This is a genomic window from Marinococcus sp. PL1-022 (genome assembly GCF_033845285.1).
Classification (GTDB): Bacteria; Bacillota; Bacilli; order Bacillales; family Marinococcaceae; genus Marinococcus.
The window spans coordinates 2964133-2991123 of the sequence record NZ_JAWXCX010000001.1 but is presented as its reverse complement, the minus strand read 5'-3'; the positions used below and the strand labels follow the sequence as shown (position 1 = coordinate 2991123).

Here is a 26991-nt window from a genome sequence, read left to right as displayed (position 1 = left end):
TATGAGTGAAATACTATCCAATTTGTGGGGCATTTTTAACGAAGCAGACAATAATTATGAGATTAATGGTTATAGCATTTTCTTACTCACAAATGAAGAAGAAAATTACACATTGTACAAAATGAATGTCTCTACAAACGAAGATTTAAAAAGAATTGCAGAAGAAAATGCATTTAAAATAAAAGACGCTCAATTACATAGTCACTTTGAATCGCCTTCCCCAGACAGAGTTAATGTAATAGCGTATTTAGAAGAAAAAAATGTTCCTATTTATAAAAATATAAAGCAAAAAATTAAAGATGATAATTTTTCAATTTTAACTAAGAAAAAATACGAAGAACTAGAATCTAGCATAAAAGGATATGTAATAAAAATAAATGTGAATGATAGTGAAAAATACGACTTCGATGTATACTTTTTTTCTAAACTTAACAAATCCAATTATTATAAGGCTAAGTCTCATACTTATATATTTGGAAATGGAAAAGACGATTATCTACAGAAAACAAACACACCATTATTAGAGTTAGAAGAGAAAAACTGTGCTATTGGATGGGGAAATGATATATTAATTATTCATAATTATTTCTTTGAACAATTATTTAAATATACTCAACATATAGATGCGAATGCTAACAATGCTCTTGAAAATTTGAGTAATAGAAACTGGATTACAAATTTCAATATTGTAGAAAATAAGTGTCAAAATAATTCAAATTTAAAAAGGAAATTATATAGCATATGGACTACTGGGAAGTTGGAAAATTTTTCGTTTGAAGTCTTTGCTCAGATGAAAAAGGAAGTCGGAGACAAAGTTTTTTTTAATTTAGATGAAAAAAACAATCAAATTACTCTAGACGTTTCAAAAGCCAATGAGTTTAAAGCGGTAGACCAAATAATTAGAATAGTAAACGGGGAAACTGCTAAAACTTTAGTAGATAGTAAATATATTTTTGCGGATAAAAAAGTAGATATTTCGAGTAAATAATATAATTTTAGAAAGGAAGCATTATGGGAAAAATAATGACTAAAGTTTTCCGATATATGCTCTTTGCTAGTTCATACTTGCCATTGTTTTTAATTCTTTTCTTTTTTAATATAAATCATTTAGTTTTTTGTTTATTCATTGGCGGTCTAATGATGATAACGTTAGTTACACTGAAGTTATTTATTGATAGACCGTTAAAATCTCAACCTAATGACCCAATTACTATACTAGCTTTAAAAGAAAAAGATGGGGAATCTTTAAATTATATTGTTACTTATATAATCCCTTTTATATCTTTTAATACAGAAGTTTTTTCTATTGATGGAAGTATTGATATACCCAAATTAGTAGCATTTTTGATTTTATTTTTAGTAATAGGTAGTTTATATATGTACAATAACCTTTACTATATTAATCCAGTTTTAATTATATTCTACGATATTTACAAAATTGAAAGTGCTGACCATAAAGATGCTATATTTATCATTGATAAAAATTCAAAACCAGAGGATAATCGAAAAATTTACGTTAGAAACATATATTCAAGTATATATTTGCAAACTGATAAAAAGAATAAATTAACTTTTTTCAAAATAATTATTTTTGCTATATTTTTGTTATTTTGCTTATTTATTTGGAATGAAAAAATGCAAACTTTTGTATTTGAGATGATAAAGTTTATTTTTTGTGGCACTTATTTTTAATGAAGCTGTATTAATGAAGTTTCGAAATAATAAAATTAGCTTTAATCGAAGAAGAACGGTGGTATATTAATGCAGTATATAGTTTATTGTGATGAATCAGAAAAAAACGGGGCATATTTCGGCGATTTTTACGGAGGAGTTTTAGTACGTTCAATTCACTTTGAAGAGGTTAAAAATGAGTTGGAAAGAAAGAAGGAGCAACTAAACTTTGGCAATAGTGAAGTGAAATGGCAAAAAGTAACGTCAAACTATTTAGATAAGTACATCGAGTTAATGGATAAATTTTTTGAATTTGTTAAGGAAGACAAGCTTAAGATTAGAATCATGTTTACTCATAATCGTTATATTGCACTGGGACTTAGCAATGAACAAAAAGAAAAGCAGTATTTTTTGCTGTACTATCAATTTTTCAAACACGCTTTCGGTTTTAGATATTCGAATCCAACTGGAGAAAAAATATCCCTTTATCCCTTTTTTGATCAGTTACCAGATACCAAAGAAAAAAATGATAGATTTAAAGCATATATTTATAATTTGCAGAATCAAGATGTTTTTAAGGATGCTAATTTATTTATACACAGTAAAGATGATATAGCTGAAGCTAATTCTCATGATCATGTGATTTTACAGTGTTTAGATGTAGTATTAGGAGCAATAGAATTTCGTTTAAACGGAAAGCATAAAATCATTCCTGAGGGTGAAAAAAGGAGAGGAAAAAGGACCGTAGCAAAGGAAAAGCTATATAAAGAAATTAATTCTCGTATAAGAGAAGTGTATCCTAACTTTAATATTGGAGATAGTACCGGTATAAAAGGTAAAGTTGAAAATAATTGGTTACATTCTTACAGGCATTGGAAATTTACGCCTAGTAATAGTAAAGAAAATAAAGAATATAATTCAAAAAAATAAAAGCCCCACTTTACCTACTAAGTAACTTACGTGGAACGTAAGCCTTCGGCAAAGTCAAGCTTTTTATCTACCTACATTATATATCAAATGACTAAAAATACCAACAAATTTCTTTCTTTTTTTTATGAAAAATGTTAAAAGGCTGGATTGATACACGTTAAAGTAGCAAGTTAGGTAATAAATATTTTAAATTCATATCAATTATATTAGCTTGTCTAGCTTTCAAAAGTATAGGCAGGTTTTTATATTTTTCTAAATTAAAAGTATAAATTTCCACAAAATTGCGTTCAGAAATTTAGAAAATAAAATCTTTCATAAAACATAATGTATTTAAATAGAAATGTAAATTATACGATTAAATTTAACTTTGTTCTTATATTGTGTGCGGTAGTCCTTATCACAAATAGGCGGCATGTAAAAAGCGCTTTTTATTTTCGGCACAAAAATTCGGCGCCTGCAGGAGTTTTCAGGCCTGCCGGCGCCGATATTTTATTACAATATGAATACATTTAACGTAATAACAGCTCCTGTTATCATTCCAATTAAGCTGAAAATTACTCCAGCCAAAGCTGCTTTTCTGCCGCGGTAATGATTGTTTTTAATATCCTTTAATGCTTTAATACCTACCCACAGCCCAATAATGCCGAAGATCAGGCTGAAGGGAAAAAGAATTACAAGAAAAATAAACGCATCAAAACCCAGTACTAAAGAAATGATGGCTTTAATGCTGCTCGGCTGTTTTACCGCTGTATTAGTATCATTCATCGCCTGCCGCTCCTTCGCTTTCCTGACTCACGTTAATGTTAATTTTATCGTAACGCGGCCATGCAGTAAAAACAATCAATAGGCGTGGCATTCTATTGACAATTCCCGGACTCCTTACGTTTGACCTTTCTAAAAAAAGGATATTAATGACGTAGAGCATTTAGTAAAAGAAATCAGCAGGCGAAGGAGTCGACGCGGCTATGGAAATTCTGCAGAATGACTGGGCTCCTGTACTCGAAAAGGAATTCGATAAAGAGTATTATCAGGAGCTGCGGGAGTTTTTAAAAAAGGAATACCAGGAGAAAACCGTGTATCCTGACATGCATGACATTTTTAACGCGCTGCATTATACAGGCTATGAGAATACAAAGGTGGTTATTCTCGGTCAGGATCCCTACCATGGCCCAAAGCAGGCCCACGGGCTAAGCTTTTCAGTAAACCCGGATGTTTCCATCCCGCCATCGCTGAAAAACATTCATGCAGAGCTGGAAGAAGATCTGGGCTGTGAAAAACCGGGTCACGGCTCTCTCGTTTCCTGGGCAAAGCAGGGAGTGCTTCTGCTGAATACAGTACTTACGGTGCGAAAAGGGGAAGCAAATTCGCACAAAGGGAAAGGGTGGGAAACCTTCACAAATGAAGTAATCCGGCAGACAAATGAAAAAGAGTATCCTGTTGTCTTTATTTTGTGGGGACGCCATGCTCAGGCTAAAGAAGAGCTTATTACAAATGAACACCATTTAGTCATTAAATCACCACACCCAAGTCCGTTTTCGGCCAATAAAGGCTTCTTCGGAAGCCGACCGTTTTCAAAAGCAAATCAGTTTTTAAAAGAAGCGGACCGTCCGGAAATTGACTGGTGTATTCCAACAGAGGAGGAAGATCGTACATGAGTATTCAAACATCTGTAACAACGTTAGCAAACGGAGTAAAAATGCCGTGGCTGGGCCTTGGCGTCTATCAGGCGGAAAAAGGCGATGAAGTAAAAAATGCTGTTTTAACCGCCCTGGAGGCAGGCTATCGCTCGATTGACACCGCTTCTTTTTATGACAACGAAGAAAGCGTCGGAGAAGCGATTCAGGAAAGCGGAGTGCCGCGTGATGAATTATTTATTACCACAAAGCTCTGGAATAACGAACATGGCTTTGACGAAGCGCTGGAAGCCTTTGAGCGCTCCCGTAAAAAACTCGGCGTCGATGTAGTGGACCTTTATTTGATCCATTGGCCGGTTCCTGGAAAGTTCAAGGAAACATGGGGGGCACTCGAAAAGCTTTATAAAGACGGCAAAGTGCGTGCGATAGGAGTCAGTAACTTTACCGACCAGCATCTTGAAGAACTGCTGAAAACGGCAGAAATTACACCGATGTTGAACCAGGTGGAGTTTCACCCGCGCCTTTTCCAAAAAGCGCTGCTGGAATACTGCCAAAGCCATGATATTCAGCTTGAAGGCTGGAGACCGCTTGGCAAAGGGGACCTTCTTGACCATGATGCGGTGAAGGAAATTGCTGATAAGCACGGCAAGACACCGGCACAGGTTCTAGTGCGGTGGGCGCTTCAAAATAAGGTTGTATCTATTCCTAAATCTGTTACAGCCGAACGGATCCGGTCCAATGCAGAAGTATTCGATTTTGAACTCGATACGAAGGATATGGATACGATCAACGGCATGAATGAAAATGCCCGTTACGGTCTGCACCCGGATGAGTTCGATTACGCATCAACGACAAAATAACGAAGTAAAGCAGCCGGCATATTCGCTATGCCGGCTGCTTTTTTATGTTCTCCGTTCTTAAGATTGCTGAAGGCCTGTTTCAATCATGGCCGTTATTTGCGGATCGGTTGGCTTTGTGCTGCTTTTGAAGCTGCCGAGAACTTCGCCGCGGCGGGAAACAAGGAACTTTTCAAAATTCCATTCGATCTCACGGTCCGGGCTGGTCTGCTTCAGGAGCCAGTCAAACAGCGGGTGTTTTTCGTTTCCTTTAGCATGGACCTTATCAAAAATATCAAAGCTGACCCCGTAATTGGTTTCGCAGAATTCTGTAATATTTTGAATTGTGTCCGGCTCCTGGCCGCCAAAGTCGTTCGAAGGAAAGCCGAGCACCTGAAAACCACGGTTTTTGTATCGTTGATACAGCTCCTCCAATTCTTCGTACTGCGGTGTGAATCCGCATTCGGAAGCAGTGTTGACAATCAGCAGCACCTCTCCCTTGTACTCGTTCAGCGTTTTTTCTGTGCCATCGGCCTGGACGGCGTCGATATTGTAAATGCCGGCAGTCATATATTTGTTTCCTCCTTTTAGCAAATGATACCTTTTGTATAACCTTCGTCATTTCTGCTTAAACACCTATGCTGTGAATAAAATGCAATTAATGCAGGAAATAGCAGGAAGGTTTTTCAATTTCATCAGGATGCTATAATGTTAACCGATATGGATGAATGAGGAAAGAAGGCATCAGGATGAAGCGGACAAAACTTCTCTTATTGGCAGCTGCTGTATTAACAGGCGGCTTGTTTTCCTACTTACAGCTGCCGGCAGGATGGCTGCTTGGCGGGCTCGTGACAGGTATAGCCTGCGGCATGTCTTACAAACGGCTTGTGTTTGATGGCTGGCCGTTCCGCACCGTTCTCGCCCTCATTGGCTGCAACATAGGTTTCATGATGGAGCCCGGCATCTTTGCTCTTCTGGGACAGTATATTTTTCCGCTGATCCTTACGCTCAGCTTAACGATGGCGCTCGGGGTTGGTCTCGGCTGGCTGATGAACCGCTGGACAGACCTGGATCCGCTGACGGCTTACTTTTGCTGTGTGCCGGGCGGGGCTTCGGAGGTGATCGGCCTAAGCAGCGATTACGGAGCGGATAACCGGATGGTTGCTGCGTTTCACACTACGCGAATAACGCTGTTTGTATTAACAATACCAATTTTTATTGGTCTTACGACACCAGCCGACATCGGTTCGATGGGCAGTGCCGGACCGTCGGTGGCCGAGGTTTCCCCAGTGGTAATGGGAGTGTTTGGCATCTGCGTCGCGGTGACAGTCCTGCTTTATTATTTGTATAAAGTGCCGGCGGGAACACTGTTTTATGGGTTAATTATTGGATTTATAGTGGGGCACTGGGTGGTGACAACAGACAATGGGCTGCCATCTGTTATCGGCGGGAGCGGTCAGGCCCTGCTCGGAGCGATGGTCGGTATTCGTTTTGACCGTCCGACCTTTTACAAACTAAAAGAGATTGGGCGGCCGAGCGCGGTGCTTCTTGGGTTTTACTTTATTTTCAGCCTTCTGCTTGCACTGCTGTTTCATGCGGCGACCGGACTGCCGTACGTAACGAGTCTGCTCAGCACAGTTCCGGCAGGGGCTGCAGAGATGAGCAGTACAGCGATTGCTTTAAATCTTGAACCGACGCTTGTGTCGAGTCTTCATATTATAAGAGTGCTCGTTTTATTTATCTGCCTGCCGTTTTTTGTACGCCTGCTTCAGAAGCTGATTCAAAAACAGTCTGTATAGCATAATCGAATAGAAATAAACAGCTGGGACGATAATTAATTTTATCGTCTTTATTATTTTTTGGGAAAAGGTACTGGCACAAAAAAGGCTGTTATTTTACGATAACGCTTTCAAAAATCATGAAAGCAAAAATATTTCGTAAAAAAATAAAACTTTTGAACTCCTTATATATCACTGGTTTTTCGAATTTTTGAACAATAAAGGTGATATTTTTGTGTTAGATTATCTTACATAATACTAGATTCTGAAAATTTAAACGGTAAAATACTATTTAACGCAAGATGTTAACTAAGTTCACATGAATCTTGCACGATAATAACAGAGGGGGAAAAAATGTGGATCCGATAGTATTGCTTGATAACCTTTGGGTTATGATTGGATTTATTTTAGTTATTCTTATGCAGGGTGGATTTATTCTATTGGAAGCAGGTTCGACCCGGATGAAAAACGCGGGTCACATTGCAGGAAAAACAATCTTTACACTGGGAATTTCCTCGCTTGTCTTCTGGGCTGTCGGGTACGGTTTTATCTACGGTAACGATGTCGGAGGCATTATTGGACTGTCGAACTTCTTTTATGGGGATGCAAGCACTGCAGACGGTTTAACTCCTGCCGTTGACTTTATCTTCCAGCTGGCATTTGCGGCGATTGCCCTTACGATTGCTTTTGGCGGGTTCGCTGAACGTGCAAAGCTTGCTGCTTACGTAGTATTCGCTATATTATTCTCTGCCATTGTATATCCGGTAGTTGCACACTGGATCTGGGGCGGCGGCTGGATTTCCGGCCTTGGCAAACAGGACTTTGCCGGTTCCACAGTAGTCCACCTTACTGGTGCAATGGGCGCTCTTGCGGCAACGATTTTACTTAAGCCGCGTATTGGGAAATACAATAAAGATGGTTCAGTTAACAATCTTCCAGGCCACAACCAGGTCTTCACTGCTTTAGGTGTACTACTGCTGTGGGTCGGCTGGTTCGGCTTTAACGGAGCCAGTACATTTGGAGTAGCAGACGGATTCTTTGGCTACGTTTCTATGAATACGCAGCTTGCCGCTGCAGCGGGTGCTTTTGCAGCACTTCTGATTGCCTGGGCGGTGCTTGGAAAAGCAGACGTACCAAGCATGCTTAACGGAGCACTTGCAGGTCTTGTAGCAATTACGGCCTCCTGCGCATTTGTGGCTCCATGGGCTTCCGTGGTTATCGGCGCAATTGGCGGTATGCTCTGCTTCTTCAGCGTTCGTTTCTTTGAAAAGCGCAACATCGACGATCCGATTTTTGCCCTTTCAGTGCATGGTATGGCCGGCGCCTGGGGTACGATTTCCACCGGCTTCTTTGCCACACCACAGCTTGCTGAAATGAACGGCGGCCGTGCCGGGTTGTTTTACGGCGGCGGGTTAACTCAGCTTGGTGTACAAATTATCAGTGTCGTAGCGTGCGGGCTGTTTGCATTTATTGCTTCGTACATTCTGCTCTTAATTACGAAATCGATTATCGGCGGACTGCGCGTATCGGAGGAAGAAGAAATTATGGGTCTTGATATGAGTGAGCACGGTGCATACGGTTATCCGGAAAACGTGCAGCCTACTACAGACAATTCTTCGGAAAGAACAGGAGCATAAAATATGTCAAATTCTTCATTCTCACAAACACAGGGATTTTCAGCAGAACCTTCCTTTAAGAGCTATGAAGAAATAAAAAAAGACAAAGAAGAGAAGATGGACGACTTGGCGGGAGAGCCAGTAAAGCTTAATGAAGCCCACGATACGTGGATTTCAGAAACGGTTACTCTTGCTGTTCATCATCATCAGAGTGAGCGGGGAGAACTTCCTGCTCACTTTGCTTTTTTTCTTATGGGAAGTGCGGGAAGACAGGAACAGGCAAAATTCAGTGATCAGGATCACGGTATTGTTTTTGAAGGAACAGATGACGAACTTCAGGATTATTTTCTCGGTCTGGGAGCGGAAATACGTGAAGGAATGGCGATCGTTGGGTACCCGCGCTGTGAAGGGCTGGTTATGGCTTCCCATAAACGCTGGTGCCACGGGGTGGAAGGGTGGAAAAAGCAGGTGGACGGCTGGATTGAAGCCGATGAATGGGGTCCTTTCCGCCATCTGCTCACCTTTATCGATGCCAGGACGCTTGTGGGAGAAGATGAACTTCTTGAGGACGTAAAGCAGCATGTCTTTGAACAGGCCGGCCGGAGAGAGGTGCTAAAACGGTTATCGGAAAACACCGCCTATCTGCACAAAGGGCTCAACGCTTTCGGGCAGCTTCTCCCGGAAGAAAAAGGGCAGTACGCAGGCTCGATGCACATTAAAGATGTCGGGTTTTTCCCATACGTTCATGCCCTGCGCCTGCTCGCCATTTATGAAGGCATTCATGCTTCTTCTACAATCGAACGTATCCGGCAGGTATCGGAAAAGCATTCCTATGTGAAGGGCAAGGATGTGCATTTTAAAAATTTGCTGGAGCTGCGGGCTTCATTCTCCAGGAAACAAAACGTCTATGAGGACGTTCATTACGTGCCGGTGCAGGAGCTCTCGAAAACCCAGAAGTCCGAGCTGAAGTCTGCATTAAAAGAAGGAAAGCACCTGTTTCAGCATACAAAAAAAATCATGGAGTCGGGTGATTTTTAAATGTTCCAATGGATGCGCAGTATTTCGAGTCGATTTGGCGGCCTGGACTCCACGAATCCGCAGCATCAGTCTTTTATGCGTCAGCTTCAAAAAGACGTAAAAGCAGAACAGCCTCTGCAGAAATCGCTGTCTTCGCTGAACGTCACCGTCCTTGATCTGGAAACCTCGGGCTTTAACGCGGATGCCGGAGATAAGATATTGTCGATGGGGGCTATTAAAATTAAACACAACCGGCTGGTCCGCGACGATGCCTTTTATACGCTTGTACATGAACCGGAGGCGGTGTCTCCGGAGGTAAGCGAAGTTACCGGCTTAACTGCCGAAGAACTGGAAGCAGACGGTCAGTCGATCAGCGAAGCCCTCGAGCAGTTCTATCAGTTTGCTCAGGCAGACATACTCGTAGCCCATCACGCCTCCCATGAACGAAAGTTTCTGCAGAAGTATACGTATCGGACGATGGGTACAAACCTTCAGCATCGCCTGCTGGATACTTCGTTTGTGTTCAGTATCGCTGCGCCGGACTTTGAATTTCGTTCGCTCGATGACTGCTGCAACTATTATGACATTCCGATAAAAGGCAGGCACAATGCCCTTGGCGATGCCATTATGGCTGCCGAGCTCTGGACACGCTCCATCCAGACGGTCCAGGAGCTTGGCTATGAAACGCTTCAGGACGTGTATGCACATCTCAGCCACCGCCGGAGGTAGCCCCCTGCGGCAGGCTGAAAAAATTTATAAAGGAGGAGGGTGCGGTGAAGGGTAATATTCCTCGTAACGCTGCTTGTTTTCCCATTAGCGTGGTACAAGAAATCACATCATTGTCAGCTCGCCAAATCCGTTACTACGAAGAACAGGGGTTGATCAATCCAGAGCGGAATCAGGGGAACCAGCGCCTGTTTTCGATGAATGATATTGATCGGTGTCAGGAAATCAAAGAGCTTATCGATCAGGGGCTAAATATTGCCGGCATCAAAGCCGTGCTCTCCGTCCGGGATAAGAATTCAAGCTGAAAAATCACTGCAGAATGTGGATTAATAAAAAAGTCCCCTTTTTAAAAAAATTCTTTATATCTGTTTGAATAAAGAAGTGAACGGGAACACTTTCGAAACAACGGAGGTGTTTTATTCATGTCATTTATCATCGTAGAGGATATTCAAGTACCGGCGAAAAAATTCGACGAGCTTGAGAACGCCCGGGAAGACGCATCGGAAAAGGAAGTCATTGTCCGCAATAATGAAGGTCAGTACTGGGTGGTTGACGAAGAAGACTACACGAAGATCGAAGCCTACGGCTATGAGCTTGTAGAGAAGTAAACACACGTATAAGAGTCCGCACCTGATTTTAGGGCGGGCTCTTTTTTAAATATAGGTAACCCGGGGTAGAACCGGAATGGAAATGAGTTTCAAAGGAAAGAAGAAGTGAAAAGATACAAGTAGTGTAGAATTGGATCAGGAAAGTACAAGCAATAGGATTCTAAAAGGGGGGACTGGAATGACACGCTATGAAGATGACAGTTTATCGCTGCACACCGATCTGTATCAGGTGAATATGGTGGAAACGTATTGGCGCAGCGGCATGCATACCCGAAAGGCCGTATTTGATCTGTATTTTCGGGATCTCCCGTTTGGCAATGGGTTCGGTGTATTTGCCGGACTGGAACGGGTTGTACATTTTTTGGAAAATTTCGGGATGACGGAAGAGGACCTTACTTATCTGCGGGAAGAAGCAGGCTACGGAGAAGATTTTCTTTCCTACTTAGCGGAGCTCCGGTTTACCGGCAGTGTTTATGCGATGAAAGAAGGCGAGCTTGTCTTCGGCAATGAGCCGATGATCAAAGTGGAAGCCCCGCTCGGGGAAGCCCAGCTGATTGAAACCGCGCTGTTAAACATGGTGAACTACCAGACACTGATTGCTACGAAAGCAGCCCGCATCAAGCAGGTGACGGGAGGCAACGGGCGCGCGATGGATTTCGGACTGCGCCGGGCCCAGGAGCTTGACGCCGGGCTGTGGGGAAGCAGAGCGGCCTTTGTCGGCGGTTTTGAAGTAACTAGCAACGTCAGGGCCGGAAAAGTATTCGGGCTTCCTACAGCGGGCACACATGCACATTCCATGGTACAGGCATGTGAAACGGAATATGAAGCCTTTAAAATGTATGCCGAGCACCATACGGATTGTGTGTTTTTAGTGGACACGTATGACACTCTGCGCTCCGGAGTACCTAATGCTATCAAGGTCGCAAAAGAGATGGGTGACAATATTCGTTTTAAAGGTGTGCGTCTTGATAGCGGGGACCTGGCCTACCTGTCGAAGGAGGCAAGAAGAATGCTCGATGAGGCCGGCTTTACCGACACCCAGATTATCGCCTCCGGGGACCTGGATGAATATACGATTACCAATTTAAAATCCCAGGGAGCAGAAATTGATACGTGGGGTATCGGCACAAAGCTTATCACCGGGTATGACCAGCCTGCTCTCGGAGCGGTATACAAGCTTGTGGCGATTGAGAACAATGATGGCAGCATGCGCGACACGATGAAAATTGGAGCAAAAAAATCGGGCAACCTGGAGAAAATGACTACGCCGGGTGTAAAAAATGTCTATCGGATAATAAATACCGAAAACAAACGCTCGGAGGGGGATTACATTACGCTTTCCGATGAAGAGCCAAACGAGCAGGAGGAGCTGCACATGTTCCACCCCGTTCACACGTATATCAGTAAAAAAGTACAGAACTTTAAAGCGGTGAATCTTCATGAAACCATCTTCCAAGACGGAAGACTGGTATACAGTCTGCCAACCATGAAAGATATCCAGGCTTATATGCAATCGAATCTGCCGCTCTTATGGGAAGAATATAAACGGTCATTAAACCCCGAAGAATACCCGGTCGATTTAAGTCCGAAATGCTGGGAAAATAAAGTGCAGAAGATGCACGAAATCCAAAACGAATTTAGTCAATAAAGGAGGCCTCCTGCCGTGCCGGTTTTTTCGGTCCGGCAGCTTTTTGTGCTTCATACGGGAAAGTTGCGAACGTCTTGTGACAATAAGGACAAACATAGGGCTTCGGGCTGGACCTATGATATAATTTGACAGGATTCCAAGTTTGAATGCTTTGAAGCAGAGAAAGGGAGGGCAGAGCTTATGCAGATATCTGTTCAGACCGTAATTGAAAAAATGGAAGAAGAACTGCTCCAGCTTGCGGAGCAGGGGGAAAAGGGAGACGAACGGGCGCTGCAGGAGCATGCAAGAACGCTCCGAAACTATTGCGATATTCTGCTTTCTTCAAAGGCCGGTGAAACGAAGCGCCCGGCTGCAGAACCAAAAGCAGCAGCTCCAGCGCCGGAAGCGTCTGCAGCACCAGTGGCACGCCGGGAAACAGCCGAAGAGGAAAAAGAAATTCCGTCAACGGAAGGTAATTTACTGGATTTTTAATTAAGAAGGAGACTTAGGCATGCTGTGGAAAGTACTCATTGTGTTAGGGGCAGTAAATGCTGCTTTGGCAGTAGGCATTGGGGCGTTCGGAGCCCACGGCCTGGAGAGCCGGCTGTCGAACCGGATGATTGAAACGTATAACACCGGAGCGCAGTATCATATGTATCATTCGCTGGGACTGATCGCTATTGGCGCTGTAGCGGCTTACACGGGCGGAGGCTCAGCGCTGTTGGGCTGGTCCGGATGGCTTTTGTTTGCGGGAATTGTTTTATTTTCCGGAAGCCTGTATGTGCTGTCGCTCTCCGGCATTTCCTGGCTGGGAGCCGTAACTCCTTTAGGTGGAGTGGCCTTTATTGCCGGGTGGATTTGTTTAATTATTTACGTGCTGAAAGCCTAAAAAAGGCCGACTGCGGGAGTTTTTTATCGCGGTCGGCCTTTCTGTTTTATTTATTGGGATTACACTGCTCTTGTACGGTCAATCCGGCCGAGGAAAAGGGCCAGAACGAGGCCGGCGGCAAACATCACCAGGCTGAGGATAAACGCAATCACGCCGTCATTCAAGCCGGGAAATATAACGTAAAGCGACCCAAGGAGCAGGCCGGTAATCACTGCGTACGTCCCGACAGTATGAGCACGCAGCAGATAACGCAGCAGCTTACTCATAATGGCGATCCCTACGAGCACGCCAACGCCGAAGGTGAAAAGCACGGGCAGGTTAAATTCTGTTAAAGCGTTGATGACGGTCTGGTAAACGCCAATAATCACGAGCACAAACGAACCGCTGATGCCTGGAAGAATCATCGCTGTGCTGGCAAGCCATCCTGAGAAAAACAAGGTGGCAAAGCTTCCTGCACTGCCGGTGGCAATTACAGCTGCCTCCTCGTCCCCCTGAAAAAGACCTGAGAGCAGGACAATGACGGCTGCGATCAGCAAAATGACGTAATGATGCTTTTTAAAATTGGTTTTGTAATTCACTTTGTATAAAATAAAAGGAATCGTACCGAGAATTAATCCAAAAAAGAAGAAAAACGTTGGCTGCGGGTGTTCGGCAAGCAGCCATTCAAGCAGGTGGGCAAGTGACAGGATAGCTGTCCCCATCCCTATACCGAGAGGGATCAAAAAGCCAAGCTGCTGCTTCCACTGGCGTGAAAAAAGCAGGCTGATGGCAGACAACAGACGGTAGTAAATACCAAGGATCAGCGCCAGAGTGCCGCCGCTTACGCCCGGGATAACGTCACTTGCTCCCATGGCCAGGCCGCGTAAAATATTTTTCCATTCAATCATGTACATCGGGACTCCTCGTTCATCAAAATTGGTTTATGTAAAAACTGCAAATTTTTCACAGCATCAATTCTTTATATCATGTTTTGAAAGAAATTACTATAAGCCGCAGGCTGCTCATGAAAAAAACCGAACGAAAGGTTCGGTTTAAAAAACGGCGCCCGGCTCAAGCTTTTCATTTTCTTCACGCCGCAGGCTGCGTTCAAACACAAACGGGCCAAACGGAATGACGGATACAATAACGGCAATAAGCATACGCAGAAACGGCCAGCGTTTCTGTACCCATACAAACAAAGCAATAGCTACATACAGGACGAACAACCCGCCGTGGGCAGCGCCGACGACAGTAACAGCCATGTCAAAACCCGCCCCGTATTTTAAAGGCATAGCGATAAAGAGCAAAAGCAGAAATGAGATTCCTTCAATGATACCGGCCCATCTGAGCGATTGGAGAGAATTCATGCACGGCCTTCCTTTCTAATGTCAAAATCACGATATGAATATAACGTTAACATAGCATAGGGGAAGGCCCGGTACAATGGACGAATTGTGACAGTTGACTCAGGTGCGGGCCGCAGCATACAAGCTGAAGGAGCGGCTCCATCGTTTCACAGGACGCTGATAAGTCATCCCGATATTCTCAGCTACTTTGATAGAAGGGGTATTTTCAGGATCGATAATTGATATAAGCGTGGGGATAGCGAGCGAATAAAACGCGAAATCCCGGACCATAGCAGCGGATTCAGACGCATAGCCGTACCCCCAGTTCTCCGGCGTGAACAGGTATCCAAGTTCAATAGAAACGCTGCCTTCTATTTTTTCGGGGACCAGCCCGCACTGGCCGACAAAGCGCTGGGTTTGCCGGTCTTCCACAATCCACATTCCGACTCCGTATGATAGATAGTGACTTTTGTTCCAATGGATCCATTCGTCGATCTCTTTTTCGGATTTTAACGCGGCATAATAGCGCATGACGTCTTTATTCTGGAAAATATTTTTCAGCAGCCGGTGGTCTTGATGCTGCATGGCACGAAATGAAAGACGTTCTGTAGAGCGGGGGAGTCGCAACGCTTTCACCTCTTTGATTAATTGATGGCCGTCAGTGTTTTCCTAAAGCATTCAAACGGCTGTTTTACAGCTGTTTGGAAAGAAGATTCTTTTGAATTTCCTGATTTTTTTCTGCGAACCGCTCGTTGTGGGAGGATACCATAGCTTTTGCACCGGCCCCGGGCTCAAGAAACTGCTTGACGCTGTTCGCAGCTGAAGCGCCCTCCACAAACGCACCGGCAATCAGATGGACCTTTCCCTGGTGATTGGTAATATCGCCAGCAGCAAATAAACCTTCGATATTAGTACCCATCTGCTCGTTTACGAGGATTTTATTTTCTTCTGTCTGCAGCTGCAGGTTTTCAAGAAGCTCGAACTCCATCTGGAAACCGTGGTTCACGATGACAGCATCCACTTCTTTTTCCATGCTTTCGTTGGTCTCAAGATTTGTGCAGAGCACCCTTTCGATAGCTGTGCCTTCGTCGTTGCTGTGAAGACCCGAAAGAGCAAAAGGCGTCTGTACATTTACATCGGAGTCTTTCATTTCCTGAACGTGCCGTTCATGACCGCCGAACTCATCGCGCCGGTGCACAACTGTGACTTCGCTTGCGATCGGGCAGAGAGCGTTAGCCCAATCGACGGCAGAGTTGCCGCCTCCGGAAATCATGACCTTCTGGTCACGGAATCGCTCAAGCTGCTGAACGGTATAATGCAGATTCGAAAGCTCAAATTTTTCTGCGCCTTCGATGTCGAGCTTTTGGGCATGAAGAATGCCGTGGCCTACAGCAACAATAACCGTACGGGAATAATAGATGCCGCCTGTTTCTGCCTCAAGACGGAAAAGTCCGGCCTCATCCTTTTCCACGTGAATAATTTTTTCGTTTGTAGTAATTGCCGGGTGGAACGTTTCTGCCTGTGCCACCAGCTGATCCATCAGCTGTTTTCCGGAGGAAGGAGGCAGGCCGCCAACATCCCAGACAATTTTTTCAGGGTAGGCGTGAATTTTTCCGCCCAGGTCTGGCTGCGCTTCGATGATATGGGTGTCGAGCGCCCGCATCCCGCAGTAAAAAGCAGTATATAAACCAGCAGGGCCGCCGCCGATAATAGTAACATCATGTATGTGAAAGTCAGACAAGGTGTCCAGCTCCTTTAGTGATAATCGTTATCAATTACATTGTACGCTCTTTTTGTACAAAAGTAAAAGGAAGATGGTAAATAGCTTTGAAAACAAAAAATGTTCCACGTGGAACAAAAGGGTTCATCATAGATGTTCTTAAGTATAAAAAAAGCCCTGCAGCAGCTGCCGCAGGGCTTTCCTTTATAGAATTATTCTTTGGCGGAGGCGGATGTTTGTGCATTGGCTACCTGGATCTCATTGTCGTTCACCGTGATAGTAATGCTTTGCACATCCTCCTCTTCAAGCATGAGATCAGCAATGCCGTCTTCTACTTTTTCTTCGATTACGCGGCGAAGAGGGCGGGCACCGAACGAAGGATCATAGCCTTGATCGGCCAGCATGCGTTTTGCATCCTCAGAAACGGTAACATCCAGTCCCTGCTCGCTGGCTGCCTCTAAGATGTCTTTGAGCATGAGGTCTACGATGGTAACAAGATCTTCGCGAGCCAGTTCTTTGAAGCTTACAATGCTGTCGAAACGGTTCAGGAATTCCGGACGGAAATAATCGCTGAGGGATTCCATGATTTTTGGTTCTACCTGGTCTTTGTCTCCAAAGCCTACCGTCACGCGCTTCATTTGCGAGCCGGCGTTTGAAGTCATAATGATGACTGTATCCTTAAAGCTGACCTTGCGTCCCTGACTGTCAGTCAGGCGGCCGTCTTCCATGATCTGCAGGAACATATGCTGCACATCAGGGTGAGCTTTTTCAATTTCGTCCAGAAGAATGATGCTGTATGGCTTCCGACGCACTTTTTCTGTCAGCTGGCCGGCTTCATCGTGTCCGACATATCCCGGTGGTGAACCGATAAGCTTGGAAACAGAATGTTTTTCCATATACTCACTCATGTCGAGGCGGATCATTGCTTCAGGGTCGCCAAACATTTCAGAAGCGAGGGTTTTGGACAGCTCTGTTTTCCCGACGCCGGTTGGGCCGACAAACAGGAAGGACCCAATTGGACGGCTGCCGCGGCGAAGACCGGCACGATTTCTGCGGATCGAGCGCGCGACTTTACTTACTGCTTCTTCCTGTCCGATCACATTTGCATTCAGACGTTCAGGCAGATCGCGCATTTTCTTTTGTTCATCACGCTGGAGGCGGCGAACCGGAATGCCTGTTTTATTTTCCACGATCATCTGGATCGTTTCTACATCAACGGTTGGCGTTTCTTTTTGAATATTGCCGTTTTGTTCGGCTTCCTTAACCTGCTCCTGCAGCTTGGCCTCTTCATCACGAAGCTTAGCTGCTTGTTCGTAATCCTCCTGCTGAGTAGCACGCTCTTTTTCCGCAGCAATCTGTTCGAGGCGGCTTTGCAGGGATTCGCTGTCATCGTCGCTGTGAGCGAGATTTATTTTGGAGCCTGCTTCATCCATTAAATCGATTGCTTTGTCCGGCAGGAACCGGTCCTGTACGTAGCGGTTGGATAAATTAACGCAGGCTTCAAGCGCTTCATCAGTAAAAGCTACATGATGGAATTTTTCATAGTTTGCCTGCAGCCCTTTTAGGATCGCTACACTGTCTTCGAGGTTTGGTTCGTTCACCATGACCGGCTGAAAGCGGCGTTCAAGTGCTGCATCCTTTTCAATTTTACGGTATTCCGCAAGCGTAGTTGCACCGATCAATTGAATTTCTCCGCGGGCCAGTGCCGGTTTCATAATATTGCCGGCGTCTGAAGAGCCTTCTGCCGAACCTGCACCAACGATTTGGTGAACCTCATCAATAAAGACGATGACGTCCTGACGTTCCTGCAGCTCTTTCAGCAGCTGTTTCATGCGTTCTTCAAACTGTCCGCGCACCCCGGTATTTGCTACGAGGGAGGTGACGTCGAGCAGGTAGATGCTCTTGTTTTTCAGTTTGTTTGGTACGTCGCCTTCTGAAATGCGGAGGGCGAGGCCTTCGGCAATGGCTGTCTTACCGACACCCGGTTCACCGATCAGAACCGGATTGTTTTTATTGCGGCGGTTCAATGTTTCAATGACTCGTTCGACTTCTTTATCGCGGCCGATGACCGGGTCAATGAGTCCGGCGCGTGCAACGTCAGACAGGTTTTTACCTAAATCGTCAAGAAGGCCGCCGCTCTGGCCGCCGCCAGACTGAGCCTGTTCCTGACCCTGGCTGGAGCCTTGTTCTGCTCCGCCGCCCATCATATTGTTGAAGAATTGGTCAAATGGGGACTGGGAGCCGCCGGAGCCGCCCTGGCCGGATGGCTGATTCATGCTTTGACGGATTTCTCTATAGCACCGTTCACACAGGTGCATTTTTTGATGACTTCCATTAACATTCATGTTCAGTTCAATGCGTGCTGGACGCTGTTCGCAATGTTCACATCTCATCATACTGAACCGAACCTCCTTATTTTAAAGTAGTATTTTTGACGTGTGCATCGTTCATATTTATCTTCGTAAGGTCAGAATTATTTCGTTGACTTTGACTATCTTTGACCTTGTAACAGTATTATATACCCGCTTTCTGTATAATGCAAGAAATAAATTTGATTTTCTCTGACCAATTGATTTACACCACTATAGTAGGAAATGGAGAAGAGAAATTCAAGAAATATGCTTGATCATTAATTGTGAGAAACAGTAAAGAATGTATTAACGTTTTTGCGAAAGTCTAAACATTTCTGACCAATAAAAAATATCGAGTGGGGGAAGGTAAAAGCAGTGAAGGATTATCTGGGAAAAAGGGAAAGGAAAAGAAACAAAGCTTTTCAGAAGGGACGGTGCCAAATGAGAAACAATAAAAAGCGTTCAGCCGCCAAAACGTATAGGCTATCAGAACCCCGTCATTTGTTTGGAGAAAGCCGCCCGGTGCCGAGAAGAACGTTTTCTGTTGGGCGCGTGCATTCGGTGGAGGGAGGACGAAAAGTTGAAAACGGGAATCCGGTGGAAGCAGTGACCGTGGCCGGAGAGCTGAAGGTAAAGCTGTTCCGGTGGACACTGCTCCGTGTGGATATCCCCTCGCTTACAGTCCAGCTGCACCGGCCGAAAAATGAGCGGATAATGATTCGAAGGCACGGGGATCAGGAAGCATAAGCTTGTCTGCTCTTTTTTAATGGAAGGCAGAGCCGGTAGCTGATAAAGCCAACAGCTCCCAGGAGTATGAACAGTGTCGACATTCCAGCAGCAGGAATGACGGCACTTGCTGTAAGCATAAAACTGCTGAGAAGAAGAGCGGTATTATACATCATTGATTCCATTGCCATATAAGAACCGCGTGAATCATCGTGAACGATGCCGGCGAGGATCGTCTGGCGGACGGGAATATAAATGATCTCCCCCAAAGTAAAGGCTGCAGCAGCCAGCAGGAGGACTAAAAACGAAGTGCTGAATCCGAAAAAACCAAAGGCGACAGTATAAATGCCGAGACCGGCGGCCAGAACTTTTTTATAATCGAGGGAAGAAACCCGGGCCGAAACCGGCATAGTAAAGAATACAACGCCGAGGGTGTTAATGAACATGATAAGGCTGAACATTCGTACGCCCGTGAGTTCAAACCCTCCCAGCACCATATGAAATTGTTCGTCCAGACGCACGGCCACGTATTTATCCAGCTGAAATTCCAGGCTGGCAATACACACGGTCCCTATCAAAAAGAAAAGAAAGCGGCGGTCTTTCATTACGGCTGCGTACCGCTTCCATATAGTGAGTGGTACCTGAACCTTCCGGGAGGATTTTTCTGGAAACGAAGCGGTCTGTTGTTTTTCCTTTAATTTAAAGGCAACGACATACCAAATACATATGCTCACGAGAAATAAAGCAACAAATAAATAAAAGCGCCCGCTTTCGAAAAACAGTCCGCCAATAACTGCCCCAAAGGCGTAAGCTACATTACCAAGCCAGTAGGCAATCTGGTAAACGTAAGGGCGTTCTGCTTCAGAGCTGTAATCGATAATCATCGCTTCGGATGGTGGATCGGCGGCATTAAAACAAGCGTTAGCGGTAAGAAAAGCTGCAAATGTAAGCCATACAGATTCAAATAAGGGAGAGCTTGCCAGTGCCATAACACCAAGGCTTAATACCTGCAGCCCCTGAGCAGTAACAATAATACGCTTTCGGCCGATGACGTCCGATAAATGCCCGGTCCATAAACCAATTCCGATGCCAGCGGCCATAGTAAATGCGAGCAAAAGCCCGGCGGTGCCGGCTCCAAGATGACTGCTGAAATACACTGCCATAAACGGAAGAATGGCCATCAATACAAATTCCATAGAAAAATCAGTAATAAGACGTATTTTAATGTTTGTGTGGAGTCCTTGGAATTTAGTCAACGCAGATCTCTCTTTTCCAATAATAATGAAGTATAAAAAAGATAATACCTAAATATGGAAATATTATCAATGTGTCTCCTGCATCTTTTAAAACATGAAAATCACGGACTCTGGCTTTAAGCTCCCTTTTCCCTGAGTCTTTTCTTTTCAGGGCGGACGTGAGAAGATCACGGTAGACAGCATTTTGTATGCGCTGACATTTTAAGGGAAAGGGTGACTTTGATGACTTGGGAACCGGAAGAGATGAAGAAAAGAGATGAGGAAAGCATCTGGCATGCCATGAGGCCTTATAGCCCGGGAGGAGGAATGGTTGTAGAGAAAGCGGACGGTTCGTATGTGACAGACGTGGACGGCAGGGAGTACCTTGATGGCATGGCTGGTCTCTGGTGCGTAAATGTCGGATACGGACGGAAAGAAATTGCTGATGCTTCGTATGAACAGATGCTGAAGCTTCCATTCTATCCTTTAACACAGAGTCACACTCCAGCTGTGCAGCTGACCGCAAAGCTTGATGAATGGCTCGGTGACGGCTACATGTACTTCTTTTCCAACAGTGGATCGGAAGCAAATGAGACTGCTTTGAAGCTGGTGCGTCAATATTTTCAGCAAATAGGTGAAGGCAGTCGTTATAAAACTATATCACGCTACCGCACCTATCACGGAAGCACGCTTGCCACAATGGCGGCAGGAGGACAGACGCAGCGGAAATACCGTTACGAGCCGCTGCCGCCGGGATTTGTGCATGTAACGCCGCCGGACCCGTACCGGAAGCCGGAAGGCCAGAGCGATGAGGAGTACAGCCTGGCTTGTGCAGATGAAATTGAGCAGGCTATTTTGTGGGAGGCGGAAGAATCGGTAGCGGCGGTTATTATGGAGCCAATCATAACCGGCGGCGGGGTGCTGATTCCAGAAGCCTCCTATATGAAACGGGTCCGGGACATCTGTGACCGATACGGCGTTCTTTTAATCAGCGACGAAGTTATTTGTGGCTTTGGACGGACCGGGAAGCGATTTGGATTTATGCACGCAGATGTAAAGCCGGATATTGTAACGATGGCGAAGGGCATCACAAGCGGATATATGCCGCTGTCTGTAACCGCCGTGCGAAAGGATATGTACCAGGCATTTACCGGCAGTGAAGCCTACGACCACTTCCGCCATGTGAACACGTTCGGCGGCCACCCAGCAGCCTGCGCAGCAGCAGTGAAAAACCTGGAAATCATGGAGCGGGAAAAGCTGGTTGAACGATCGGAGAGAAAGGGGAGGGAGCTCCTGGAGGCGTTAAAGGAGCTGGAAGACCTTCCCTACGTAGGACAGGTACGTGGACGTGGACTTTTGGCCGGCATTGAAGTTGTCGAAGACAAAACGACTAAAAAGGCGGCACCGGAAAAGCTCGTGAAGCAAATTCTTGCAGGCTGCAAAAAAGACGGAGTCATTGTTGGAAAGACATCTGATATTGCCAGGCACCATAACAATGTTTTAACCCTTTCCCCGCCGCTGAACATCGAAGATAAAGATCTTCAGCTGCTCATTACGACTCTGAAAAAGCACGTAAAAGCTGCGGTGAATCCCGCATAAAATACAGACTTGCCTCTGCCTTTGGGCGGGGGCATTTTTGCAGCCGAATTTCAATTTTTAACCCTTTATGAAAGCGCTTTCTGATATAATTAATATCAGGAATCTTTCGTTTCAACTGGAATGTATTTAATAACGGGCCGAAGGGCAGGAGGTAAGGTGATGGAGCACTCATATTCGCCGGCTGTTCATGACGCCATTACGTACATGCATGAACACCTTCACGAACCGCTGGATCTTGCCGAACTGGCCGCTCAGGCTGCCTATAGTCCGTATCATTTTTCGCGCCTGTTTAAAAGGAGTGTCGGGGTGCCGCCGCTGTATTACCTGTCTGCTCTCCGGCTGCAGAGGGCAAAGGAGCTGCTGCTTGAAACAGCTCTTCCTATACGTGACATTGGAATGGAGATCGGCCAGCAAAGCGTAGGAACGTTCACCACAAGCTTTGCCTCGAGGGTAGGAATGACGCCGGGAGTTTTTCGTGCATCAGCTGCTCCTACAGAGGAATCTTTGTCCTCGTTAAGAAAGGCCCGCCATTGGGCAGAGCCGGTTTTTTCTTCGGCGGAAACATGTGTCAAAGGCAATATTTACAGTGAAAACCCTTTTGAAGGCTTTGTGTTGATCGGACTGTTCCCCCGGCCGATACCGGAGGGCGTGCCGCTGCATGGCACATTGTGCGATGCCTCGGAAGAATACTGTATCTCCGGAGTGAAGCCGGGTGTGTATTATGTGATGGCGACATCAGTAGCCTGGAAAATGAAGGCGACCGATGTTCTTATCCCTCATCACACGCTTCGCACACGCTCAAAAGAGCCGTGTCATATAGACGGGTCGCTTGCAGAAGAAAAAAGAGACGTTTATTTATACCCGCCGCGCCTCGATGATCCTCCCATTCTCATATCATTGTCGCTGTTAATGAATAATTTTCTAAAGCGCCAGGCTGGAACAGCAATCGAAAAGAAATAGGGTAGAAGCAGCCGTGCTATAGTGAAGGTAATCATGAAATAGAGGAGGGAGTTCGATGATTACCGGAATGAATCCGTACCTCACTTTTAACGGAAAGGCTCGGGAGGCGGTCGCTTTTTACGAAAAAGCCCTGGAGGCAAAAGTTATTGGAAGCCAGACCTATGCAGAGGTCGAAGGAATGGAAATACCACCTGGAGCTGAAGAACTCATTATGCATGCTTATTTAAAAATCGGTAATATGGAGCTGATGCTCTCAGATACCTTTCCTGAGAGCCCCGATCTGGAAGCGTCGGGAAGTCTGGTGTCGATCGCACTCAGCATGAGTGACGCTTCCTCGGCAGCACAAGCATTTCACGCTCTCGAAGCCGGCGGGGAAGTAATCATGCCGATGGCAGAAACGTTTTTCAGCCCGGCTTACGGGCAGTTGAAGGACCAGTTTGGTGTGGTGTGGCACGTGGTTGCTTACGAAGAAGAGAAGTGACTAAAAAGGAGGGGCAGATGCAATGGCTTTGCAGACAAAGCAAATATTTGTAAACATTCCGGTTAAAAACCTTGAGGCTTCGATGGAGTTTTTCCAAACGATCGGCTTTTCGTTTGATAAGCGCTTCACGGATGAAAATGCGGCGTGCATGATACTTGGAAGCGGTATGTATGTCATGCTGCTCCAGGAAGCGTTTTTTCAAACCTTTACCAGTAAAAATGTCGCGGATACCAGCAGGGAGGCAGAAGCGATTCTGGCCATTTCTGCAGACAGCAAAGAAGAAGTCAATGAGATTGTCCAAAAGGCGCTGGATGCAGGAGGGCGTCCCTCCAACGAACCGATGGACGGAGGGTTTATGTACGGGTGGAGCTTTCAGGATATTGATGGTCATCTCTGGGAGGTCATGTATATGGATGAAAACGCAGTGTAGCAGCAAGACATCAGTAGCAACAACAGTCTCCTCCGGAAGAAAGGAGCAGCTTTTATGGAAATCATGCCTTTTCAGGAATGGAAGGAAACAAAGCTAACCCTGCAGCTTCTCTCCCAGATTCTCGGGAAGATACGGCTTGAAACAGCGCCGCAGGAGCCGCAGTGGGAGCATGTGATGCTTGAGGTTACCCGGAATGGATTCTCTACAGGCATGCTTGTTAAAGAGCACAAAGCATTTGAGCTTGAAATAGACATTCGGAACAGCCGGCTTTTGGTAGCAGTGGAGGACGCGCTGGAAACTAGAAGGCTTGAGGACGGCACGTCCATTCAAACGTATTACGAATGGATTTTCAGCTGTCTTCACCAGGCAGGGATTCACGTGCACATTCATCCCAAACCACAGGAAATGCCGGTGACAGTATCGTTCCCGGAAGACCAGGTGCACAAACGGTACGATGCAGAGGCCGCCATGAAGGGGCTTAAAATGATGCAGGCAGCGTATCGGGAGGAATTGGCTTTTATCGGGCCGCTCAGGTGCCGTAAAATCAAACCGGGGTTATTCTGGGGCACCTTCGACGTCTCGACACTCATCGTGGAAAATATTCCGGAGCCTTTTCCGGAAGACAAAACGATTGAAAAGGCTGCTTTTGACGAACAGTTTATCGAATTTGGATTTTGGCTAGGTGATGATGAGACAGCTGTGCCTGCTTTTTTCGTTCTGCCATACCCTTTTCAGCAGAAGGATTTAAACAGTCCGGCGCTTGAGCCTGAAGACGCTTATTATGATCAGCACGCGAGCGAATATTTTCTGCCACTTACAAATGACTTTGACGAAAAGGCAATACAGAGGTTTTTCCATACCACATTTGCTTTACTGCATGAAGAACTCGGATGGAGGGACCAGGAATACTTTTACCGTCCGCTTTTGATGAAAAAGCCTCCAACCATTCAATAGAGAAACCCCGTGCGGCTCCTGCTGCACGGGGTTGATGTTTATACGGTAAGAACGCGGCCGTCTTCATATACACGGTACGTCTGGAGCAGTCCGTCGTCGCCCTGTTCAATAAGGGAAAGGTCCAGTGCCTGTACCTGGTAAAAAGCCTGGCCGCTTTCGCTGACCGAAGGGTATTGATCGATTTTTAATTCTGCGTCTGTGCCTTCCTGATCGCGTACTGTCTGGAGTGCTTCATAAGGGGTGAATTCCTGCTTCTGCTCCTGCTGAACAGTCGTTGGGGTTTCAGAAGCCTGCGCCGGGACTGCTGCTCCTGTAATAAATAAAGCTGCGAGTCCGATGACGGAAAAGAATTTTTTCATAGATGAATCTCCTTTCAGTTGAAGGTATGCTTCTACATTCCCTCCCTGAAATGAAACGTAACCAACAGAAGCAAATTCAAACCAAAAGTTGGATCCATGCCTTTGCAGTTGAATAGTCGTGAATCATAAGCCGGGCAAAATAGGTATCCACTGCTGTAGACCCCGGACCCTGGCAGGCTTAAGTGGAAACGGCCTCCTGAATGTATTTTTCGTAGGAAGCAGCATCTTTATCACTAAACAGTACAAACCGGATATGCTGAACAGAAGCAGCCTGGGAAAGCTGGTCCAAAAAGGCAGGCATAAAGTCTTCAAGCGCCTGATCAAGCGGGTAGCCAAAGGCCCCAGTGGAAAGGGCCGGGAACCCAATACTTGTAATGCCCTTGTCCTCGGCCCGCTGTAGGGCGTTAAGGTAGCAGGCACGAAGAAGTTCGTCAGAAGGCTTGTCGACCCCGTAAACTGGCCCGAGGCAGTGAATAATATAATTGTTTGGCATTTCAAATCCCTTCGTAATCACTGCCTCCCCGGGAGAAATAGGGGCCAGCGGTTTGCACGCCTCGCCAAGCTCTGGACCGGCAGCCCGGTAAATGGCACCGGCAACCCCTCCACCGGTTAAAAGCTGAGCGTTGGCGGCATTGACTACAGCTGCGAGATCGTCCTGCTTTGTAATATCGCCTTTGACAGATTCGATGGTGATCCCCTGATATTTTGTCTGCATAAAAGCTAACGCCTCCCGGGTTTTTTAATGGAATTATAAGGGTCGCTTTACCGTTTCTTTTCGAACGTTTCAGCTCCGCCGTCCGTGCCTGCAATGACGATATCTGCCATATCAGCAAATAAACCTGTTTCTACGACGCCGACCAGCTGAATCAGCTGGTGATGCAGCTCCTCTGGCCGTTCGATCAGCTGAAAATCACAATCGAGCACGTAGTTGCCGTTGTCTGTTTCAAATGGGTCGCCGTGGTCGCGGCGAAGAACGGGATCACAGCCCAGCGATTGAATATCACGTGCTGCTTTCTGCCATCCAAAGGGCGTGATTTCGACTGGCAGTGGAAAGGAGCCAAGCTGTTGGACAATTTTGCTTTGATCCACAGCAATAACCAGCTTACCTGCTGCGTCGGCAATAATTTTTTCCCTTAATAGGGAACCACCCCCTCCCTTAGTCATATGAAAGTCAGGGTCGATCTCGTCTGCCCCGTCAAGGGCTATATCTGCTTTCGTCATGTCGCTCGAGAAGTATACGAGCGGTACGTTAAATTCCTTTGCCCACTGCTCTGTAGCAGGGGAGGAAGGAATACCCCGGAGGTGCATTCCCTGCTGGACAAGTTCTCCAAGCTTCTGCATGACCCAGTACATAGTGGATCCGGAGCCCAAGCCGACAATAGAATTATCTGGAATATACTCGACAGCCTTTGCTGCTGCATCTTGTTTTTGCTGTGCCCTGGACATAAAAAAAGCTCCTTTAGGATGTATTTAAGCAGGCTATTTCCTTTTCTGTGTCCCGCCAAACCTGAGAACTGTG

General features: G+C 45.8%; 31 protein-coding genes. 20 read left to right on the top strand and 11 right to left on the bottom strand.

Annotated elements, in window-relative coordinates:
- Position 1: 1 nt before the first annotated feature.
- The 3 genes from SIC45_RS15290 (at position 2) to SIC45_RS15280 (ending at position 2601) form a co-directional block, all read left to right on the top strand.
- Positions 2 to 988 carry a Kiwa anti-phage protein KwaB-like domain-containing protein gene (locus SIC45_RS15290; protein ID WP_319632824.1) on the top strand — a complete coding sequence of 329 codons (987 nt, stop codon included), beginning with the start codon at positions 2 to 4 and terminating at the stop codon, positions 986 to 988.
- A gap of 152 nt (positions 989 to 1140) precedes the next feature.
- On the top strand, positions 1141 to 1692 hold the full coding sequence (locus SIC45_RS15285) for a hypothetical protein (RefSeq protein WP_319632823.1): 552 nt from the start codon (positions 1141 to 1143) through the stop codon (positions 1690 to 1692).
- A 69-nt stretch (positions 1693 to 1761) separates the two neighbouring features.
- Positions 1762 to 2601, top strand: a complete 840-nt coding sequence (locus tag SIC45_RS15280) for a DUF3800 domain-containing protein (RefSeq protein WP_319632822.1) — start codon at positions 1762 to 1764, stop codon at positions 2599 to 2601.
- A 492-nt stretch (positions 2602 to 3093) separates the two neighbouring features.
- On the opposite strand, the gene SIC45_RS15275 is transcribed toward SIC45_RS15280, so the two are convergent.
- Complete coding sequence (locus SIC45_RS15275; protein WP_319632821.1) at positions 3094 to 3366, bottom strand: DUF4190 domain-containing protein; 273 nt, start codon at positions 3364 to 3366, stop codon at positions 3094 to 3096.
- 200 nt (positions 3367 to 3566) lie between these two features.
- Here SIC45_RS15275 and SIC45_RS15270 point away from each other — a divergent pair, with 200 nt between their 5' ends.
- Both SIC45_RS15270 and SIC45_RS15265 read left to right on the top strand, forming a co-directional pair.
- Positions 3567 to 4256 carry a uracil-DNA glycosylase gene (locus tag SIC45_RS15270; RefSeq protein ID WP_319632820.1) on the top strand — a complete coding sequence of 230 codons (690 nt, stop codon included), beginning with the start codon at positions 3567 to 3569 and terminating at the stop codon, positions 4254 to 4256.
- Positions 4253 to 5095: an aldo/keto reductase gene (locus tag SIC45_RS15265; RefSeq protein WP_298786744.1), complete on the top strand. Its 843-nt coding sequence runs from the start codon at positions 4253 to 4255 to the stop codon at positions 5093 to 5095. Before SIC45_RS15270 ends, SIC45_RS15265 begins: the two co-directional genes overlap by 4 nt.
- A gap of 57 nt (positions 5096 to 5152) precedes the next feature.
- Here the strand turns inward: SIC45_RS15265 and SIC45_RS15260 are convergent, their stop codons facing one another.
- On the bottom strand, positions 5153 to 5641 hold the full coding sequence (locus SIC45_RS15260; protein WP_319632819.1) for a glutathione peroxidase: 489 nt from the start codon (positions 5639 to 5641) through the stop codon (positions 5153 to 5155).
- A 179-nt stretch (positions 5642 to 5820) separates the two neighbouring features.
- On the opposite strand from SIC45_RS15260, the gene SIC45_RS15255 reads away from it, so the two are divergent.
- From SIC45_RS15255 to SIC45_RS15215, 9 genes are all read left to right on the top strand, one after another.
- Positions 5821 to 6870: an AbrB family transcriptional regulator gene (locus tag SIC45_RS15255; protein ID WP_319632818.1), complete on the top strand. Its 1050-nt coding sequence runs from the start codon at positions 5821 to 5823 to the stop codon at positions 6868 to 6870.
- Between the two features lie 335 nt (positions 6871 to 7205).
- Positions 7206 to 8486 carry an ammonium transporter gene (locus SIC45_RS15250; RefSeq protein WP_319632817.1) on the top strand — a complete coding sequence of 427 codons (1281 nt, stop codon included), beginning with the start codon at positions 7206 to 7208 and terminating at the stop codon, positions 8484 to 8486.
- Between the two features lie 3 nt (positions 8487 to 8489).
- A complete protein-coding gene (locus SIC45_RS15245) occupies positions 8490 to 9503 on the top strand; it encodes a DUF294 nucleotidyltransferase-like domain-containing protein (protein WP_319632816.1) in 1014 nt (337 codons plus the stop codon).
- A complete protein-coding gene (locus SIC45_RS15240; protein WP_091615278.1) occupies positions 9504 to 10211 on the top strand; it encodes an exonuclease domain-containing protein in 708 nt (235 codons plus the stop codon).
- A 44-nt stretch (positions 10212 to 10255) separates the two neighbouring features.
- Positions 10256 to 10513, top strand: a complete 258-nt coding sequence (locus tag SIC45_RS15235) for a MerR family transcriptional regulator (RefSeq protein WP_022792987.1) — start codon at positions 10256 to 10258, stop codon at positions 10511 to 10513.
- Between the two features lie 117 nt (positions 10514 to 10630).
- Positions 10631 to 10816, top strand: a complete 186-nt coding sequence (locus SIC45_RS15230) for a hypothetical protein (protein ID WP_298786731.1) — start codon at positions 10631 to 10633, stop codon at positions 10814 to 10816.
- Positions 10817 to 10994: 178 nt separating this feature from the next.
- Positions 10995 to 12464 carry a nicotinate phosphoribosyltransferase gene (locus tag SIC45_RS15225; RefSeq protein WP_319632815.1) on the top strand — a complete coding sequence of 490 codons (1470 nt, stop codon included), beginning with the start codon at positions 10995 to 10997 and terminating at the stop codon, positions 12462 to 12464.
- A gap of 180 nt (positions 12465 to 12644) precedes the next feature.
- Positions 12645 to 12935: a DUF5327 family protein gene (locus SIC45_RS15220; RefSeq protein ID WP_298786728.1), complete on the top strand. Its 291-nt coding sequence runs from the start codon at positions 12645 to 12647 to the stop codon at positions 12933 to 12935.
- A 19-nt stretch (positions 12936 to 12954) separates the two neighbouring features.
- Positions 12955 to 13332 (top strand): DUF423 domain-containing protein, encoded by a 378-nt coding sequence (locus SIC45_RS15215; protein WP_298786726.1) that lies wholly within the window; start codon positions 12955 to 12957, stop codon positions 13330 to 13332.
- Positions 13333 to 13391: 59 nt separating this feature from the next.
- Here SIC45_RS15215 and SIC45_RS15210 read toward each other — a convergent pair whose 3' ends face one another.
- The 5 genes from SIC45_RS15210 to SIC45_RS15190 all read right to left on the bottom strand — a co-directional run bounded on the left by SIC45_RS15210 (position 13392) and on the right by SIC45_RS15190 (position 18770).
- Positions 13392 to 14219: a DUF368 domain-containing protein gene (locus SIC45_RS15210; RefSeq protein ID WP_319632814.1), complete on the bottom strand. Its 828-nt coding sequence runs from the start codon at positions 14217 to 14219 to the stop codon at positions 13392 to 13394.
- Positions 14220 to 14363: 144 nt separating this feature from the next.
- Positions 14364 to 14678, bottom strand: a complete 315-nt coding sequence (locus SIC45_RS15205; protein WP_319632813.1) for a DUF3817 domain-containing protein — start codon at positions 14676 to 14678, stop codon at positions 14364 to 14366.
- A 99-nt stretch (positions 14679 to 14777) separates the two neighbouring features.
- The gene (locus tag SIC45_RS15200) at positions 14778 to 15284 is read right to left on the bottom strand and encodes a GNAT family N-acetyltransferase (RefSeq protein WP_319632812.1); all 507 of its coding nucleotides are present in this window, start codon (positions 15282 to 15284) and stop codon (positions 14778 to 14780) included.
- Positions 15285 to 15348: 64 nt separating this feature from the next.
- On the bottom strand, positions 15349 to 16398 hold the full coding sequence (locus tag SIC45_RS15195) for an NAD(P)/FAD-dependent oxidoreductase (RefSeq protein ID WP_298786718.1): 1050 nt from the start codon (positions 16396 to 16398) through the stop codon (positions 15349 to 15351).
- A gap of 191 nt (positions 16399 to 16589) precedes the next feature.
- Positions 16590 to 18770, bottom strand: coding sequence for an ATP-dependent Clp protease ATP-binding subunit (locus tag SIC45_RS15190; protein ID WP_319632981.1), 2181 nt, complete (start codon positions 18768 to 18770; stop codon positions 16590 to 16592).
- Positions 18771 to 19169: 399 nt separating this feature from the next.
- Between SIC45_RS15190 and SIC45_RS15185 the strand changes: the two genes are divergently transcribed.
- Positions 19170 to 19475, top strand: coding sequence for a hypothetical protein (locus SIC45_RS15185; RefSeq protein ID WP_319632811.1), 306 nt, complete (start codon positions 19170 to 19172; stop codon positions 19473 to 19475).
- Here SIC45_RS15185 and SIC45_RS15180 read toward each other — a convergent pair.
- Positions 19463 to 20710 (bottom strand): MFS transporter, encoded by a 1248-nt coding sequence (locus SIC45_RS15180; protein ID WP_319632810.1) that lies wholly within the window; start codon positions 20708 to 20710, stop codon positions 19463 to 19465. The two genes, SIC45_RS15185 and SIC45_RS15180, sit on opposite strands and share 13 nt — an antisense overlap.
- A 222-nt stretch (positions 20711 to 20932) precedes the next feature.
- On the opposite strand from SIC45_RS15180, the gene SIC45_RS15175 reads away from it, so the two are divergent.
- The 5 genes from SIC45_RS15175 (at position 20933) to SIC45_RS15155 (ending at position 25113) form a co-directional block, all read left to right on the top strand.
- On the top strand, positions 20933 to 22288 hold the full coding sequence (locus SIC45_RS15175; protein WP_319632809.1) for an aspartate aminotransferase family protein: 1356 nt from the start codon (positions 20933 to 20935) through the stop codon (positions 22286 to 22288).
- A gap of 159 nt (positions 22289 to 22447) precedes the next feature.
- Positions 22448 to 23248, top strand: coding sequence for an AraC family transcriptional regulator (locus SIC45_RS15170; protein ID WP_319632808.1), 801 nt, complete (start codon positions 22448 to 22450; stop codon positions 23246 to 23248).
- 55 nt (positions 23249 to 23303) lie between these two features.
- On the top strand, positions 23304 to 23729 hold the full coding sequence (locus tag SIC45_RS15165; RefSeq protein ID WP_319632807.1) for a VOC family protein: 426 nt from the start codon (positions 23304 to 23306) through the stop codon (positions 23727 to 23729).
- Positions 23730 to 23751: 22 nt separating this feature from the next.
- The gene (locus SIC45_RS15160) at positions 23752 to 24159 is read left to right on the top strand and encodes a VOC family protein (protein ID WP_319632806.1); all 408 of its coding nucleotides are present in this window, start codon (positions 23752 to 23754) and stop codon (positions 24157 to 24159) included.
- Positions 24160 to 24213: 54 nt separating this feature from the next.
- Positions 24214 to 25113, top strand: a complete 900-nt coding sequence (locus SIC45_RS15155; protein WP_319632805.1) for a DUF5996 family protein — start codon at positions 24214 to 24216, stop codon at positions 25111 to 25113.
- A 38-nt stretch (positions 25114 to 25151) separates the two neighbouring features.
- Here the strand turns inward: SIC45_RS15155 and SIC45_RS15150 are convergent, their stop codons facing one another.
- From SIC45_RS15150 to rpiA, 3 genes are all read right to left on the bottom strand, one after another.
- Entirely contained in the window at positions 25152 to 25472 is a 321-nt protein-coding gene (locus SIC45_RS15150; RefSeq protein ID WP_319632804.1) for a hypothetical protein, read from the bottom strand.
- Positions 25473 to 25650: 178 nt separating this feature from the next.
- Positions 25651 to 26187, bottom strand: coding sequence for a macro domain-containing protein (locus SIC45_RS15145; RefSeq protein WP_319632803.1), 537 nt, complete (start codon positions 26185 to 26187; stop codon positions 25651 to 25653).
- A gap of 47 nt (positions 26188 to 26234) precedes the next feature.
- A complete protein-coding gene (rpiA, locus tag SIC45_RS15140) occupies positions 26235 to 26918 on the bottom strand; it encodes a ribose-5-phosphate isomerase RpiA (RefSeq protein WP_319632802.1) in 684 nt (227 codons plus the stop codon).
- Between the last annotated feature and the right edge of the window lie 73 nt (positions 26919 to 26991).